The sequence below is a fragment of the Azoarcus sp. KH32C genome (assembly GCF_000349945.1).
In the GTDB taxonomy this organism is placed as follows: domain Bacteria; phylum Pseudomonadota; class Gammaproteobacteria; order Burkholderiales; family Rhodocyclaceae; genus Aromatoleum.
Map to the genome: position 1 here is coordinate 2,159,207 of NC_020516.1, position 16,501 is coordinate 2,175,707.

Annotated in this window: 13 protein-coding genes; 8 read left to right on the plus strand and 5 right to left on the minus strand. The window is 64.5% G+C overall.

From position 1 onward, the window contains the following. The first annotated feature begins 65 nt into the window (after positions 1-65). From AZKH_RS09485 to AZKH_RS09505, 5 genes are all read left to right on the plus strand, one after another. A complete protein-coding gene (locus AZKH_RS09485; protein WP_015435543.1) occupies positions 66-1,022 on the plus strand; it encodes a LysR substrate-binding domain-containing protein in 957 nt (318 codons plus the stop codon). 108 nt (positions 1,023-1,130) lie between these two features. After that, a complete protein-coding gene (gene tcuA, locus AZKH_RS09490; RefSeq protein WP_015435544.1) occupies positions 1,131-2,558 on the plus strand; it encodes an FAD-dependent tricarballylate dehydrogenase TcuA in 1,428 nt (475 codons plus the stop codon). Further along, the gene (tcuB, locus tag AZKH_RS09495; RefSeq protein ID WP_015435545.1) at positions 2,545-3,705 is read left to right on the plus strand and encodes a tricarballylate utilization 4Fe-4S protein TcuB; all 1,161 of its coding nucleotides are present in this window, start codon (positions 2,545-2,547) and stop codon (positions 3,703-3,705) included. The genes tcuA and tcuB overlap by 14 nt, the downstream gene beginning before the upstream one ends. Positions 3,706-3,793: 88 nt before the next feature. Then, a complete protein-coding gene (locus AZKH_RS09500; RefSeq protein WP_015435546.1) occupies positions 3,794-4,774 on the plus strand; it encodes a D-2-hydroxyacid dehydrogenase family protein in 981 nt (326 codons plus the stop codon). Between the two features lie 111 nt (positions 4,775-4,885). Then, a complete protein-coding gene (locus AZKH_RS09505) occupies positions 4,886-5,980 on the plus strand; it encodes a 4-oxalomesaconate tautomerase (RefSeq protein ID WP_172642487.1) in 1,095 nt (364 codons plus the stop codon). A gap of 82 nt (positions 5,981-6,062) precedes the next feature. On the opposite strand, the gene AZKH_RS09510 is transcribed toward AZKH_RS09505, so the two are convergent. The 4 genes from AZKH_RS09510 to AZKH_RS09525 all read right to left on the minus strand — a co-directional run bounded on the left by AZKH_RS09510 (position 6,063) and on the right by AZKH_RS09525 (position 11,417). Then, a complete protein-coding gene (locus AZKH_RS09510; protein ID WP_015435548.1) occupies positions 6,063-7,301 on the minus strand; it encodes a thiolase family protein in 1,239 nt (412 codons plus the stop codon). Between the two features lie 69 nt (positions 7,302-7,370). Then, a complete protein-coding gene (locus AZKH_RS09515; protein WP_015435549.1) occupies positions 7,371-8,927 on the minus strand; it encodes a long-chain fatty acid--CoA ligase in 1,557 nt (518 codons plus the stop codon). A 27-nt stretch (positions 8,928-8,954) separates the two neighbouring features. Further along, on the minus strand, positions 8,955-10,088 hold the full coding sequence (locus tag AZKH_RS09520; RefSeq protein WP_015435550.1) for a trans-acting enoyl reductase family protein: 1,134 nt from the start codon (positions 10,086-10,088) through the stop codon (positions 8,955-8,957). 45 nt (positions 10,089-10,133) lie between these two features. Continuing rightward, positions 10,134-11,417, minus strand: a complete 1,284-nt coding sequence (locus AZKH_RS09525; protein ID WP_015435551.1) for an acyl-CoA dehydrogenase family protein — start codon at positions 11,415-11,417, stop codon at positions 10,134-10,136. 279 nt (positions 11,418-11,696) lie between these two features. On the opposite strand from AZKH_RS09525, the gene AZKH_RS09530 reads away from it, so the two are divergent. From AZKH_RS09530 to AZKH_RS09540, 3 genes are all read left to right on the plus strand, one after another. Then, a complete protein-coding gene (locus AZKH_RS09530; RefSeq protein WP_015435552.1) occupies positions 11,697-13,343 on the plus strand; it encodes a fatty acid--CoA ligase in 1,647 nt (548 codons plus the stop codon). A gap of 110 nt (positions 13,344-13,453) precedes the next feature. Further along, entirely contained in the window at positions 13,454-14,509 is a 1,056-nt protein-coding gene (locus tag AZKH_RS09535; protein ID WP_015435553.1) for a 3-keto-5-aminohexanoate cleavage protein, read from the plus strand. Continuing rightward, positions 14,506-15,390, plus strand: a complete 885-nt coding sequence (locus AZKH_RS09540; RefSeq protein WP_015435554.1) for an SDR family NAD(P)-dependent oxidoreductase — start codon at positions 14,506-14,508, stop codon at positions 15,388-15,390. Before AZKH_RS09535 ends, AZKH_RS09540 begins: the two co-directional genes overlap by 4 nt. Before the next feature lie 56 nt (positions 15,391-15,446). Here the strand turns inward: AZKH_RS09540 and AZKH_RS09545 are convergent, their stop codons facing one another. Then, positions 15,447-16,481, minus strand: a complete 1,035-nt coding sequence (locus AZKH_RS09545) for a universal stress protein (protein WP_015435555.1) — start codon at positions 16,479-16,481, stop codon at positions 15,447-15,449. Positions 16,482-16,501: the final 20 nt, after the last annotated feature.

The window sequence follows — 16,501 nt, forward strand, 5'->3', positions numbered from 1 at the left end:
TGAGTACCAACTAGCGCAGCGGTGGACCGCGTCGAGCAGAGCAGTCGCAAAAGGAGGGCTGGCAGGTGGAACTCAGACAACTGCGCTATCTGGTACGCACGATCGAGCTCGGCAGCATCAGCCAGGCCGCGCTCGACCTCGGGATCGCGCAGTCCGCGGTGAGCCTGCAGATCCAGCGCCTTGAAGGCGAACTCGCGACGCGCCTGTTGCAGCGTACGGCGACCGGGGTGGTGCCGACCGACGCCGGCATCGCCTTCCTCGCGCATGCGCAGCTTGCTTTGCGCCATGCCGAGGAGGCGGCGACGGCCGCGCAGCAGTCGCGCCTGTCGGGCATCGTCAGCGTCGGCCTCGCGCCATCGACGTCCGGCGTACTCGGCTTTCCTCTGATTGAGGCGATGCGTGAGCACTACCCGGACATCCGCATCCATCTCGTCGAGGGCATGTCCGGCCACCTCGGCCAGATGCTCAACGGCCGCGAGCTCGACCTCGCCGTCCTGTTCGACACCGCGCCTGCGCGCCGGTGCAGCGTGCAGCCCTTGCTGGAGGAGCGCCTCTTCTTCATCTGCGGCGCCGACGCACGCCCTGCAGTCTTGCCGACTCGCCTCGCGGAAGTCATCGACGTGCCGCTCGTACTGCCAACACCGCGTCACGGCCTGCGGCGAGTCATCGACGCCGCCTTTACATCGCTCGGCGTGCGTCCCGCTGTCATCGCCGAAGTGGATTCGCTCTACGTGTTGATGGACATGGTGGCGCGCGGCATGGCAGCAACGCTTCAGCCCTGGGCAGCGCTCGCGCGCCAGCCCGATGCGGCATCACGCCTGAGCTGGAGCGAGATCACGGACGAGGGGACTTCCCGCCGGAATCTCTTGTGCAGTCTTTCGGACGATGAACTGTCGCCCGCCGCGCTGGCAACGCGCGGAATGGTGACGCGCGTGGTGCGTCAGCTGATCGACGAGGGGCGCTGGCGCGGCGTTTCGGATAGTCATCTCGATTCGAGATGGGGCGATATCGGAGCGGCTTAGGGCAAGAGGCGCGCTGGACGCGATAGTGGAAGCGTCGACGTGCAGGGTGCAACCGCAAATTGCGGCAACCCGCGCGAAGAAGAACCAGCCCCGAATGGAGTCCAGGACATGAAGCAAGATACATCGAGCACGCCCGACGTGCTCGTCATCGGTGGCGGCAACGCGGCGCTGTGCGCGGCGCTGACCGCACGCGAGGCGGGCGCTTCCGTGCTGCTGCTGGAAGCCGCCCCGCGCGAATGGCGCGGCGGCAACTCGAGCCACACGCGCAACCTGCGTTGCATGCACGACGCACCGCAGGACGTCCTCACCGATGCCTACCCCGAGGAAGAATTCTGGCAGGACCTCAAGAAGGTCACCGGTGGCCGGACCAACGAGCAGCTCGCGCGTCTCGCGATCCGCGAATCCTCACGCTGCCGCGACTGGATGCGCAGACACGGCGTGCATTTCCAGCCCTCGCTGTCGGGCACGCTGCATCTGTCGCGCACCAACGCCTTCTTCATGGGGGGCGGCAAGGCGCTTGTTAACGCCTATTACCGCAGCGCCGAAGCGCTCGGCGTGCGCATCCGCTACGAGGCACCGGTGGATCGGCTGGAAGTGGTCGACGGCGAGTTCCGTGCCGCCTGGGTGGGGCAGGAGCGCATTGTGGCGCGTGCCTGCGTGCTTGCGGCCGGCGGCTTCGAGTCCAATCGCGAATGGCTGCGCGAAGCCTGGGGCCAGAACGCCGACGGCGAGTGGCCGGCGGACAATTTCGCGATTCGCGGCACGCGCTTCAATCGTGGAGTGCTGCTGAAGGCGATGATGGCGGCGGGCGCCGATACGATCGGCGATCCCTCGCAGTCGCACTGCGTCGCCGTCGATGCTCGTGCGCCGCTCTACGATGGCGGGATCTGCACGCGGATCGACTGCGTGTCCCTCGGCATCGTCGTGAACAAGCATGCGCAGCGCTTCTACGACGAGGGCGAGGATTTCTGGCCCAAGCGTTATGCGATCTGGGGCCGGCTCGTCGCCCAGCAGCCGGGACAGGTCGGTTTCTCGATCATCGATTCGAAGGCCGTCGGTCGCTTCATGCCCCCTGTGTTCCCCGGCGCGAAGGCTGACACGCTCGAAGGACTTGCGCGTCAACTCGGCCTCGACGAGCAGGCCTTCGTGCGCATGGTGCGCGACTACAACGCCGCATGTCGTGTCGGCACCTTCGACCACACGGTGCTCGACGACTGCCACACGGATGGGGTGAGTCCCGCGAAAACCCACTGGGCGCTGCCGCTCGATAAGCCGCCCTTTTATGGCTACGCGCTCAAGCCCGGCATCACCTTCACCTACCTCGGCCTCAAGGTCGATGAACGTGCTGCAGCGCACTTCGCCGGCGAGCCGAGCGGCAATCTCTTCGTCGGAGGCGAAATGATGGCCGGCAATGTACTCGGACAGGGCTACACCGCTGGCGTCGGCATGACGATCGGCACGGTATTCGGGCGAATCGCGGGCGCTTCGGCGGCCGCGGCGGCCAGGAATGAGGGAGTCGAACATGCAGCCGCTTGAAGCCCTGCTCCGCGAAGCGAGCGATCTCGCCGAGGGTGTCGTCGCGCCCAGCGCGGCCGAACTCGAGGTCGAACGTGCGATGAAGATCTGCAACGCCTGCCGCTACTGCGAAGGCTTCTGTGCGGTCTTCCCGGCGATGACGCGCCGGCTCGAATTCAGCCAGGCGGACATCCATTACCTCGCGAACCTCTGCCACAACTGCGGAGCTTGTCTACACGCGTGCCAGTACGCGCCGCCGCATGAGTTCGCGGTGAACATCCCGCAGGCGATGGCCAAGGTCCGCGGGCAGACCTACTCGGACTTCGCGTGGCCGAGCGCGCTCGGTACGCTGTACCGTAACAACGGCCTCACGGTCGCGCTCGCGCTTGCGGTCGGGCTCGCACTCTTTCTCGTAATGGCGCTGGCGAAGAACGGCACGCTGTTCCATGCGCCTCTTGCCGGCGATTTCTACGCGATCTTCCCGCACAACCTGCTGGTGTCGATGTTCGGACCGGTGTTCCTGTTCGTCGCGGTCGCGCTGGGTTTGGGCGTGGCGAAATTCTGGCGCGGGATTTCAGCGGGGGACCCCAGTGCCGTGGCGATCGCCGAGACGGCGCACGACGTGCTCAAGCTCAAGTACCTCGACGGGGGCCACGGCCAAGGCTGTCCGAACGAGGACGACACAAGCACCCTTGCGCGGCGACGCTTTCACCATCTGACCTTCTACGGTTTCATGCTGTGCTTCGCGGCGACGGGGGTGGCGACGATCTACCACTACGCATTCGGGTGGGAGGCGCCGTATGCGCTGACGAGCCTGCCCGTGGTGCTCGGTACGCTCGGCGGCATCGGGCTGATCGTCGGGCCGGCAGGGCTGCTGCGGCTCAACCTGCGGCGCCACCCGCAGCACGGGGACGCCGCGCAAAAGCCGATGGACCGCGGTTTCATCGCGCTGCTGCTGCTGACCAGTGCGACAGGCCTGGTGCTTCTTGCCGGGCGCGACACCTCGGCGATGGCGCTGCTGCTTGCCGCGCATCTTGGCGCAGTGATGGCGCTGTTCCTGACGATGCCCTACGGCAAGTTCGCGCACGGCATCTATCGCACTGCCGCCTTGCTGAAGTGGGCGATCGAGAAGCGCTTGCCGAATCCGGTGGGCGTCGGCAGCGAATGAGTCCGGCGCGTCGGGACCGGGATGTTGAAGACGTCGCGGCGGGCACGGGGGCAGGCGGAGGCACTGCAGCAATGACAGGAGAAGCACCATGAGGGTGACGGTACTCGACGATTACCAAGGCGTGGTCCCGCGCCTTATGGCGACGAAGACACTCGACGGCATTCCCGTGAGCCTGCAAACGTTGACGGAACGGATCGCCGACGAAGACGCACTGATCGAGGCTCTACGGGATACCGATTGCTTGGTCCTGATCCGCGAACGGACGCAGATCACGGCGCGCATCGTCGAGGCTCTGCCGCGGCTGAAGCTGATCGTCCAGACGGGGCGCCTTTCGGGATGCATCGATCTCGACGCATGCAGGAGGCGGGGCGTCGACGTGCGTGACGGGACAGGCAATCCGATCGCGCCGACCGAACTCACGTGGGCACTGATCCTTGGGGCCTCGCGCCGACTGCTGCCCTACGCCGAGCGCCTGTCGCAAGGAGTCTGGCAACGCAGCCGTGCGCGCATCGAGGACGAAGGACTCGGAAGGACCTTGCATGGCCGAACGCTGGGTGTCTGGTCCTTCGGCAAGATCGGCAGCCGCGTCGCCGCAATCGGGCGCGCTTTCGGGATGCGGGTGGTCGTGCACGGCCGCGATCAGTCGCGCGAGGCGGCGGTAAAAGCGGGCTACGAGTTCATCGCCGACCGCCGCCTATTCCTGGCCCAACTCGACGTGCTGACGCTGCACCTGAGGCTCGGCCCGGAAACGAGACACATGATCGGCATCGACGATCTGGCGACGATGCGACCGGACGCATTGCTCGTTAATACCAGCCGAGCCGAACTCCTGGCTCCGGGCGCGCTGCTCGACGCACTCGACCGGGGACGCCCAGGCACAGCGGCGCTCGACGTCTTCGAGGAGGAGCCGGACGGCGCCGCGCCCTACCTGAACCACCCGGCAATTCTGTGCACGCCGCATCTCGGCTTCGTCGAACAGGACACCTACGAGGCCTACTTCGATGAAGCGTTCGCGCATGTGAGGCGGTTTGTCGAAGGTTCCCGACCCGGATCCGGCACAGAGGTCTGACCTGATTGTGAAATGCCTGAGTTGCATGAATCGCAGCGATTATTGCATTTCACGACTCGCCGGCTCCGCCGCACAATGACTACATCACTGAGACGGAAGAACACTACCATGATGCTGAGCATTCCCTGCACGCTGATGCGCGGCGGCACGTCGAAGGGGCCGTATTTTCATGCCAAGGATCTCCCCTCCGATCCGGCCGCGCGTGATCGAGTACTACTCGCGGCGATGGGTTCGCCTCATGCGCGCCAGATCGACGGCATCGGCGGCGGCGACACGCTGACGAGCAAGGTCGTGATTGTCAGCAATTCGACGCGGTCCGACATCGACGTCGAATACCTCTTCGCGCAGGTATCGGTCGAAACCGCGACCGTCGACACGACGCCCAACTGCGGCAACATGCTCGCTGGCGTCGGACCGTTCGCGATCGAAAACGGATTAGTCGCCGCAACCGACCCCGTTACGACGCTGCGTATCCTCAACGTGAATACCGGCAAGGTTGTCGAAGCCGTGGTCCAGACGCCGGGTGGCAGGGTGACTTACGACGGCCTCGCGCGGGTCGACGGCGTGCCCGGTAGTGCGGCGCCAATACAACTGAATTTTCGCGACGCAGCTGGCGCCAAGACTGGCCGTCTCCTGCCGACCGGGAGGCTCGTGGATGTCGTCGACGGTGTCGAGGTGTCATGCATCGACTTCTCGACGCCGCTCGTCTTCGTGCCCGCGGAAGCGATGGGAAAGAGTGGCCACGAGACGAAACCCGAACTCGATGCCGACCGGAGACTCAAGGCTCGGCTCGAATCGATCCGCCTTCAGATCGCACTGCTGGCCGGGCTCGGTGACGTACGCGAGAAGGTCCTGCCAAAAATCGCGTTGGTCGCGTCGCCGCAGCGGGGGGGCGTGATCGCGTCGCGTTATTTCACCCCCTGGAACTGCCATTCGGCGTATGCCGTCACCGGCGCGTTATGCCTTGCCGCTGCGAGCATCATTCCCGGCACCGTGGTTCATAAGCTCGCCAGGCCCAAGGCAAATGACCTTCATCTGGTGAACATCGAGCAGCCCGCCGGGACCCTGGATATCCGCCTCGATGTTGGTGCGACGGGTCTGGATGGTATTCCGGAGATCCATTCGGCGGGCCTAATCCGGACCGCTCGCCCGTTGTTCCGGGGAACCGTTCATGTTCCCCTGAGCATATCGGACCAAGCCGCATAGCCGCACTTCTCCCAAATTAACCACCGGCTCGGTGCCGTGCGAGTTGTGCGCGTCATTTGACAGCGGACCGTGTGCGCGTTGATTACCGACTCAGAATGGTTACGGCCACCGCGGCTTCCTCGATCCCAAGCAGCCCTCCGCCGTTTTCCTGGATCGCGTGTCGCACGCCCGGGACCTGCCGTCCGCCCGCTTCGCCGCGCAATTGGGTCGTGAGTTCGAACAATTGACCGATGCCAGTGGCGCCGAGGGGATGCCCCTTGGACTCGAGTCCCCCTGACGGGTTGACCGGGAGCCGTCCGCCAAGGGTGAATTCGCCCCGCCCGGCGGCTGGCCCGCCCTCTCCGAAAGGAACGAAGCCGAGGTTTTCCACCTGGATGATCTCGCCCATTGCGGATGCGTCATGCACTTCGGCCACTCCGATGTCGTCCGGACCGATGCCGGCCTGTTCGTAAGCTTGTTGCGCGGCGAGGTGGGCGGCACCCTGTTGGGGCTGATCGATGCTGCGATGACTGAAACTGCGCATCACGCTGGCCGCGACGCGGACGCAGCGTGACCGGTCGGCCCCGATGCGGCGCAGGCCTTCTTCCGTGCACAGGATCGCCGCGGCCGCACCATCCGACAGTGGCGCACACATCGGCAGCGTCAGAGGGTAGGTGATCGGCGGCGCGGCCAGAACCTCGTCGACCGTAAACGGCTTCCGGAACTGCGAGAACGGATTGTGCACCGAGTGCTGGTGGTTCTTCGCCGAGACGGCCGCGATCTGCCGTTGCGTCGTGCCGTAGATCCGCATGTGGTGCCGGCATAGGGCGGCATAGATGGCCATGAACTTGCTGTAGGGCTTGTCGGATTCCGAACCCGCCGGAATGTCGACGCCTTCACCCAGTTTTTTCAGTATTTCATGGTTTGCCTCGGCCTGAGAGACGTCCCAACCGGCGTCGAACAGCGCGAAGGCCTTCTGCTTGTCGGGAATGTTCATCTTCTCGGCACCGATCGCCAAGGCGACGTCGGCTGAACCGGCACGCAGGGACTGAATCGCCAGGTGAAATGCCGAACTCCCCGAGGCGCAGGCGTTCTCGATGTTGAAGATCGGGATGGAGGCAATCCCGATCTTGCTCAACACGACCTGCCCGGGGATCGCAATCTGCCCCTGCAACGGCCCATTTGTCATGCCGGCATAGAACGCGATGCCCAGGTCGTCCGCTGCGCAGCCGGCATCCTTGAGCGCACCCTGAAGCGCCTCTCGTGCGAGGTCTTCCAGCGTTCGTTCCAGATGACGGCCGAAGACGGTCATGGCGATGCCGGCGATGTAGATGTTGCCCATGGCAGATTCCTTGATCGGTCGCGTCGGCGGATGTGCCCGGCGCGACCGGGGGTTCGGGGAAAAGGGGATTCAGATCTTGCGCTGGCTATCGCGCCAGTACTGCTCGCGCAGTTCCTTCTTCAGCACCTTGCCGACCGGACTGCGGGGCAGCGTGGCGGTGAAGTCGATCGACTTGGGGGCCTTCACCGATCCGAGTCGCTCCTTGCAAACCGCGATCAGTTCTTCGGCCGACACGGTTTGCCCGGGATTCAATTCCACTACCGCCTTGACCGCTTCACCCCATTTCTCGTCGGGAACACCGATTACCGCGCAGTCCTGCACCGCGGGATGGGCCCAGATGACTTGTTCGACCTCGTTCGGATAGACGTTGAACCCACCCGTGATGATCATGTCCTTCTTGCGGTCGGTGATATGCAGATAACCTTCCGCGTCCACGTAACCGATGTCGCCCGTATGCAGCCACCCGTCGATGATCGTCTCGGCGGTCTTGTCCGGCTGCTTGTAATAGCCCTTCATCACGAGGTCGCCGCGCACGCAGATTTCGCCGCTCTCGCCGCGCGGCAGGATGCGGTTTTCGGCATCCAGGATTTCGACGCTGATCAGGGGGCTCGGGCGGCCGACGGAGGCGAGCCGCTCATCCGGCGCGAGTGCGCCGTCGACGAAATGCTCGTCGGGGCGCATGAAGGAAATCGAGCCCGGGCATTCGGTCTGGCCGTAGCCTCCGGTCATGACCGGGCCGATGATCTCGATCGCTTTCTTCAACTTTTCGAGCGACATCGGCGCAGCGCCGTACATCAGGTACTTGAGCGAGGAGAAATCGATTGCTTCGATTCCGGGAATCTCGAGCAGCCGGTAGATTACCGTTGGCGGCAGGAAGAATTCGGTCACCCGGTGACGGGCAATGGCATCGAAAATCAGCGCCGGATCGGGCTTCTCGAGCACGACGATCGTGCCGCCGCGCGCGGTGCAGGGCAGACCCAGGATCCCGGCGGTGTGGGTCATCGGCGCTGCCGCGAGGTTTACGGGGCGCTCGTTGCCCGCGTATGTCACCGCGATCATGTAATTCGCGACAAAGGTCTGGATGCTGCGATGCGTGTTCATCACCCCTTTGGGCATGCCTGTCGTGCCGCCGGTCGGCATGATCGCCACCACATCGTCGAGCCGAAAGTCGATTGCAGGAGGCACCGGCGAGTGGGCGCGGCTCCACGTGTCGAGCGACGGGGCGTCGGGGAGGTCGTCGTCGATGCAGATCCACAGCCTGACCTTCGGCAGCTGCGGACGCAGACCGCTGATTACCGGCGCGAAATACTTCTGGAAGAAGACGACCTCGCAGTCGAAGGAATCGAGTACGAAGCGGTTGTCGTCTACCGAACTGCGCGGGTTGACCGGAATCCACGCCAGGCCTGCGCGCCACAGGCCCAGGGTGCAGGTCCAGGCGACCGGGTCGTTGAGCGCCCAGACTGCGCCCTTGCTTTCCTTCTGCAGACCCGCGGCGATGAGGCCATTGGCGATACGGCAGGAGAGGTCGCGCACTTCCGAAAACGAGTACGACCGCTCGCCCATGATGTAGGCGGCGCCGTTCGGGTTAACGCGCCAACCTCGGTCCAGAAAATCGATGATTGCCATCTTGGTGTCCTTTGGCGGCGGCCGAAATCAGAGTTGCGTCACGGTTGCACGTGCGAGACCGCGCTGTTCGAGGAAGCCGAGCAGGTAGCGGTGGCCGAAGGCCTTGCAGGCGGAGGTGAAGCCGACCTTCGCCGTCTCGCCGTCGAGTAGTTTCATGACGGCGGCGGTCTGCAGCGCGCCGGTCGAGATGTAGGGGGTGATGCCATGGACGGTGGCGCGCACCGCGGCGAGCTGGCCGCGGCCGATGGCGAAGTCCACCGTGCGCGTGGTGGTGGTGCGCTCGCGTGGCGGCATGCTCGGCGTCGTGGAGTCGACGACACCCTTGATGATGGCATCCTGCTGTTCGGTCGGCAGGTTCTTGAACTCGGCATCCCACTTCTGGAAGAAGCCGTGGGCCAGCTTCATCACATCGTTGTCGTAGAAGCCGACGCTGGAGATGCAGGAGCGGACGCGTGAGTCGTACTGGTAAAAGACCGGGATCGACGTGCCACTCCAGGGCAGCGAGAATACCGGCTGCATGAAGCTGGGATCGACGACATTGAAGCTGGCCGTCACCGGGTGCTCGACCAGCTTCTTCTCCCAAAGATAGAGCTGCTTCACACGGGCCATGCCGAAGATCGAAGCCGTGGAACCGACGGTCACGCCCGCGGCGGCGAAACGGGTGCCGCGGCAGAGGGTCGCCGTTTCGAGGACGTCGACGCCCGGGGTTTCCAGCGCCAGCTCCGCGGCGATTTCGGCGAAGGCGTACATATAGGAGGTTGCAGGCGCCAGCACCAGGCCAGCCTGGCGATACTGTTCGCCGAAGCGCTCGCGCATCTCCAGCACGTAGGCCTGCTCGCCTGAGGTGTCGAGGTGATGGCAGCCGGCTTTGAGCGCGGCTTCGACGCCGATGGCACCGTAGGTGATGAAGGGGCCCACCGTGTTGCAGACAACCTTGGCCCCTTTGAACGCGGCTGCGAGCGACTCGACAGAATGGTCGGCTTCGATGATCTCGTAGGTCGCCTGTTCCAGACGCACGACGCGCTGGGCCATCATTTCCTCGGTGCGCTTGGCATTGCGTGCCACGGCGGTGAAGGGAATGTTCTGGTCGATCAGCCAATCCATGATCAGCATGCCGGTATAACCACTGGCGCCATAAACGACGACGGGGTGTTTAGCCATTGCGGTCTCCTTGAAGGCGGTATGGGGATGTTGGGTCGGGAGGAATCAGTTCTGCGCCCAGCCGTCGGCGTAGAGTTGCTGCACCAGATAACCCAGGCGGGTGGTGAGCATCGTGTTCTCGCCATCCTCGATCAGGGCGGCGCGAACATCCCGCACCAGCTTTTCGATCGGATATTCGCGGGTCGTGCCATTGCCACCAAACAGGCGGAAGGCTTCGAGGACAACTCGTTCGGCTTCCTCGGTCACTGTGACCTTGGCCGAGGCCGTGGCCCAGGGATGGCCCTGCGGCGTCAGGCGGGCATAGGCGAGCGATCGGCGGGCGACGCCGCGGCACAACTCGACCCGGCGCATCATGTCGCCGAGGCGATATCGCGTCAGCTGGTGGTCGATGAGCAGTTGCCCACCCTGCTTGCGTTCGTGGCAGTACGCCAACGCCATCTCGAAGGCGCTGCGCGCGACGCCGGTGAACAGCTGCGACATGTGCGTTCCGGCGTACGACCAGGCCGAGGCGACGCTGCCGTAATACTCGTCCTTGAGCGAGATGGCGAAACGGCGGGGGATCCTGACGTTGTCGAAATAGATCTCGCCCTGCGGCAGCGAGCGCTGGCCGATCTTCTCGAGTGGTTTGCCGCGGGAGACGCCGGGCAGATCCAGCGGAATAATGGCGGCCACCCCGTTGGGTCGTCCGTCGGCGCCGAAGTACCCGTCGCCATAATCGGCGGTGAGGTAGCCCAGGGCCACCTGCGCGACGGCACCGTTCGACACCCAGGCGGAACATTGTCCGCTGATGACGATCTCGTCCGCCCCCACCTTGGCAAACATGTTGCCCTTGTTGCCGGGAGCCCCCGGCACCCATTCACGCTGGAGGTCGAAAGCGCCGACATCGGAACCTTTGTCCGGATGGGTGATCATCCAGCACCCGATGCGGCCCGTGCACAAATCGACCAATTCCTGATTGCCGGCGGCCCTGGCCATTTCGATCGGGAAACCGGCCACGGCGACTGAAACACCGAGGCCCGCGTCGCCCCAGCCCAGCTCCTCGCCGATGAGCGACTCCAGGCGAACCGCGACGTCCGCGTCAAGCTCGCCGAAGGCGCCGGTGTCCAGCCCCAGTTTCGCGACTTCGGCAAACACCGAGTAGTAAGGCGAGCCGGGCGCGATCACTTCCTCGGCCGTCATGCGATCGAGTTCCTGTCCGATCGGCCGCAGCACTTCGCGTGCGAAGCGGTGGACGCTGTCCTGGACGGCGACTTCGATTTCGGAAAGCGGCGTCTCGAAACCGGTCAGACCCACCGTGGGGAGCGTCAGTTTGTCCTTCAGTGTCAGCATCGTTCCGTCTCCTGGCTGTCTTGTGGGGAGCACGTTCGACCTCTGCAGGGCGAACGCGCCGTATGACCGCAAGACTAGTGAGCCGAGAGGGCAATGCCCCTCCCCAGAACGGGGGGGCGGAGGCAGTTGAGTCTGTGCGCGGTCCCAGCCGGATACCTGCTCCCCCCTCGTCACGAGGGGGCAGCGCCGGTTCGCCGAAAAATACTCTTGCGGCTATCCGGAGCTCACGCTGTCGTGAGCGAATCGGCTTCATCCATAACACCTTCAACGGAGACAACCATGGCGGATAACACGATTGTCGCGACGCCCTCGGCGTACCCCTACCCGCTGTTGATCAAGCAGTTGCTGCTCAATTCGGTGAGCATTCATGGGGATCAACAGATCACTTACCGGGGGGAATTGCGCTATAGCTTCAGGGACTTCCGCGAAAGGATCGGCAAGCTCGCCTCTGCGCTCAGTGCGCTGGGCGTACGTCATGGCACCACGGTGGCGGTCATGGACTGGGACAGTCATCGCTACCTGGAGAGCTATTTCGGCATTCCGATGATGGGCGCGACGCTGTTCACGGTGAACGTCCGGCTGTCGCCGCAGCAGATCGCCTACACCCTGAACGATGCGGAGGCCGAGGTCGTTCTGGTGCATGCCGACTTCGTTCCCCTGCTCGAGCAGCTGAGACCCGAACTGAAATCGGTGCGCCAAATCGTGGTGATGGCCGACGGCCAGCCCTTGCCGACGACGACGCTTAGGTTTGCGGGCGAGTATGAAGCGCTCGTGCGAGAGGGGTCGCCGGCGTTCGAGTTTGCCGATTTCGACGAGAACACCAAGGCCGCGACCTTCTACACGACCGGCACGACGGGCGATCCGAAAGGGGTCTATTACAGCCATCGCCAGATCGTGCTGCACGCGCTCACGACCGCATTGAGCGTGTGCGCCCAGCGGGATGGGCAGCGTCTGCACCGCGAAGACGTGTACATGCCGATCACCCCGATGTTCCATGTGCTTGCCTGGGGCTTCCCGTTCATTGCGATGTTGCTCGGTCTGAAGACCGTTCTGCCGGGGCGCTACGTGCCTGAGCTGCTGTTGAAGCTCAGGAACGAGGAGAAGGTGACGTTCTCGCATTGCGTCCCGACGATCCTGCAGATGCTGCTGCAGGCGTCGGCTGGCAGGAACGAGGATCTGACCGGTTGGCGGATCATCATCGGCGGCTCCGCGCTTTCGCCCGCATTGTGCAAGGCGGCGACCGAGCGCGGCATGGATGTCTTTGCCGGCTACGGCATGTCCGAGACCGGGCCGATCGTTGCGCTGGCCCAGATGACTTCCGCCGAAGCGGCGGCCGATGCCGACGAGGCGGTGCGTTTGCGATGCACCACCGGCCGGCCGGTGCCCCTGGTCGATTTTCGCGTGGTGGATGCCGAAATGCGCGACGTTCCGCGTGATGGCAGAAGCCAGGGCGAAATTGTGCTGCGCGCGCCCTACCTCACGCAGGGCTACTTCAAGAAGCCTGCTGCCTCCGAGGAGCTGTGGGCCGGCGGCTATCTGCATACGCAGGACGTCGCGGTGGTGCGCCCCGATGGTTTCGTCCAGATCGTGGACCGCATCAAGGACGTGATCAAGACCGGCGGCGAGTGGGTGTCCTCGATCGAGGTCGAAGGTCTGATCGCCGAGGTCCCGGGTGTCCAGGAGTCCGCCGTGGTCGGCGTTCACGACGAGAAATGGGGCGAGCGCCCGATGGCGTACGTCGTGGTGAAACCCGACATGACCGTCGAGGCGGACACGATTCGCAGCCATCTGCTGCGCTATGTCGAGTCGCGGCGCATCAGCAAATACGCCGTGCCCGACGCGGAGCGGATTGCCTTCGTGGCCGAGATCCCCAAGACCAGCGTCGGAAAGATCAACAAGAAGCTGTTGCGCGAACGCGTCGCCTGATCCGCGCGCGTCACCAGTAGTGCCCCATCAACATTGACCCATCAACACGCTGCACCAGAAGCCGGAGTCCGGCATTTGCCTGGGCTCCCCACTCACCAAAGGAGTTGACGATGCATTTCCTAGACGATTCGCTGCTGCCCGAGAATCAGCAACCGCTCATCATCCAGGTCGCCCCCTATGGGCCTGAGTTCCTGCCGAGCGACTCGGACGATATTCCGGTGTCGATGGATGCGCAGATCCAGAAGGCCGTGGATTGCTACAACGCCGGCGCCACCGTGCTGCACGTGCATGTGCGCGAGGAGGACGGCAAGGGGGCGAAGCGGCTGTCGAAGTTCAACGAGATGCTGGCGCGTCTGCGCGAAGCCGTGCCGGAAATGGTCCTGCAGGTCGGGGGCTCGATTTCGTTTGCGCCCGAAGGTGAGGGCGCCGCCGCGAAGTGGCTCAATGACGATACCCGTCACATGCTGGCCGAGTTGAATCCGCGCCCCGATCAGGTGACGCTCGCCATCAACACCAACCAGATGAACATCTGCGAGCTGTTGTCGGCGGATGACGTCGCAGGCACCTCGCTCGCGGAGCCGGCGTATCAGGCGGCGTACAGCGAAATGACAATCCCGTCGGGGCCCAGCTTCGTCGAGGAGCATCTGCGGCGCCTTCAGGCCAACGGCATCCAGCCGCATTTCATGCTGGGTGATGCCGGCCAGCTCGAAACGGTCGAACGCCTGATCCGACGCGGCGTCTATACCGGCCCGCTGGTGCTGAACTGGGTGGCGATCGGGGGCGGTGCGGACGGCCCGAATCCCTACACGATGCTCGAGTTTGCGCGTCGTGTTCCCGACGGCGCGGTGCTCACGATTGAAAGTCTGATGCGCCACGTTCTCCCGCTCAACACGATGGCGATCGCCATGGGGCTGCATGTGCGTGTCGGCATCGAGGACAATCTGTGGGGCCGTAAGGGTGAGCGCATCACGTCGGTGCAGCAGGTCGAGCAGATGGTGCGCATCGCCCGCGAACTTCACCGCGACGTGGCGACGGGCCGCGATGCCCGACGCATCTATGGCATCGGTACGCACTACGAGTCAGCCGATCAGACCCTTGCCAAGCTGGGTTACCCGCCGAACCGGAAAGCGGGGCAGCGCGGCGTTCCCGTGCGAGGTGCGGCGTGAGCCATTACGATGGAATCTCGCCGGCTCGGAGCGACGCCGGCAGTTCCGATCGCGGGAGAGGACCTCTGAGCGGGCGCGTCGCGCTGGTCACGGGCGCAGGCCCGGGCCTGGGGGGCGCGATTGCGCAGGCTTTGGCACAGGCCGGGGCAGACATCGCAATCTGCGACATCGACGAGGCCCGGATGGTGACGACCCGGTCGGCCGTCGAAGCGGCGGGGGCCCGTTGCTGGGCCACGCGGTGCGATGTCGCGGACAGTGCCGCGGTGAAGAGGATGTTCGACGAGGTGGCCGAGCGCTTCGGCAGCTTGCATATCCTGGTCAATAACGCCTCGCTGGTGCCGAGCCGGCCGCAGGATGCGGAGCGACGCAACCGCCACTACGCGTACGTGTCGACCCCCATGCCGCGCCAGTCGCTGGGCTTCACCAGCCAGATCAGCGACGAGGAGTGGCTCCGCTGGTGGGCGGTGAACGTGCACGGGGTGTTCTACTGCACCCGCGAGGCACTCAGACTGATGGAGCCGCAGCGCTACGGGCGGATCATCAACATCGCCTCCATCGCCGGCATCTCGGCATCGAGCGTGCACAGCCCGCACTACAGCGCAACCAAGGGGGCCGTCATCTCCTTCACGAAAGCGGTCGCTGCGGAAGTGGCGGGCGCAAACATCCTCGTGAATGCGCTCGCGCCCGGCGGCGTGCATACGCCCGAATTCGGAGCCTACCTCGAGCGGATCGGCGAAGAGGAGCGTAACCGCCTATGGCAGCTCGTCCCCATGGGGCGCCTGGGCACGATGGAGGAGTATGCCGCGACCGTCGTGCATCTGGCGGGCGAGCACTACATGGTCGGGCAGGTCATCTCCCCGAACGGGGGCATGGTCATCTGAAGGGGGCTGGCAGCAGTCCTGATCGGACTGCTGCCGGATTTTCCCTGCCAGCCGCCTTACTGTTCGAGTGACGGCGTCCCGGCAGGCACGAGATTCACGATCCGCGAGAACAACTTGCGGAATTCCGTGCCGCTGTCGGCCCCGAAGCGCGGATCACAGTTGCCGGCGAACGCTGCGTTGATTTCCGCCCAGTCCGCCGGGGTCAGATAGCGTTGCGCTGCCGGCAGGATGACGCCTTCCTCGCGGCCCATGTGTTCCCAGATCAGCAAGGCGTAGCGGCTTACGGCATCCTTTACGGTGGCGACGTCGACCGCGCCTGCGAGATGCTGTTCTACGGTTACCGCCAGTTCGTCCACCATCTGTCGGTCGCGCTCATGCTGGCGCTCCAGTTCATCCAACTCGGCATTGCAGCGGGAGGTGCGCTCGCGCAGTTTGCGGAACAGGTACTCCTCCTCCTTGGGGTGATGCTGCGCAACCGGAAACGTCTTCAGGTAATGGAGCATCCCACGCATCAGGCGGTCACGCGGCAGATCCAGCGACTCCTGGTCGGAACCCAGCAGATACAGCCACGCGTGCAGCACGGCCGCAAGCGATCGATGCTCGTCGCGGATGATGCCGATCGCCTGCGACGTGAGCGGAGGGTTCGACGTGGCCGCGACCAGGACCGGCATGCCCGCATTCACGAGCACCTTCAGCGTTTGCGACCCGAGCATCATGCCGATCGTGCTGCGTCGTCCGTGCGAGGCCATGTAGATCAGGTCGCAGCCGGCGTCACGAGCGGCGGAGATGATCGCCGCGTACGGTGTATCGCTGACCGCCATGACCGAATCGCAGGGCACTCCCAGCGCCCGCGCGGCGGACTCGGCCTTCGCCAGCAACTCGCGTGCACGGCCTTCGTATGCATAGACGAACTCGTCAGGCGAGGTCAGACGAATGATCTCGGAGTCACTGCTGAGTGCTGCCGTGTGATCCGGTTGGGCGTGAAAGAACGTGATCCTGGCGCCAAGGGTGCAGGCAAATTCGACGGCGTTGCTGACCGTCTCCGTCGAGAGGTCGGTTCCATCGATCGGTACGAGAATATGGCGGTACATGGCTACTCCTGGAAGCGAAG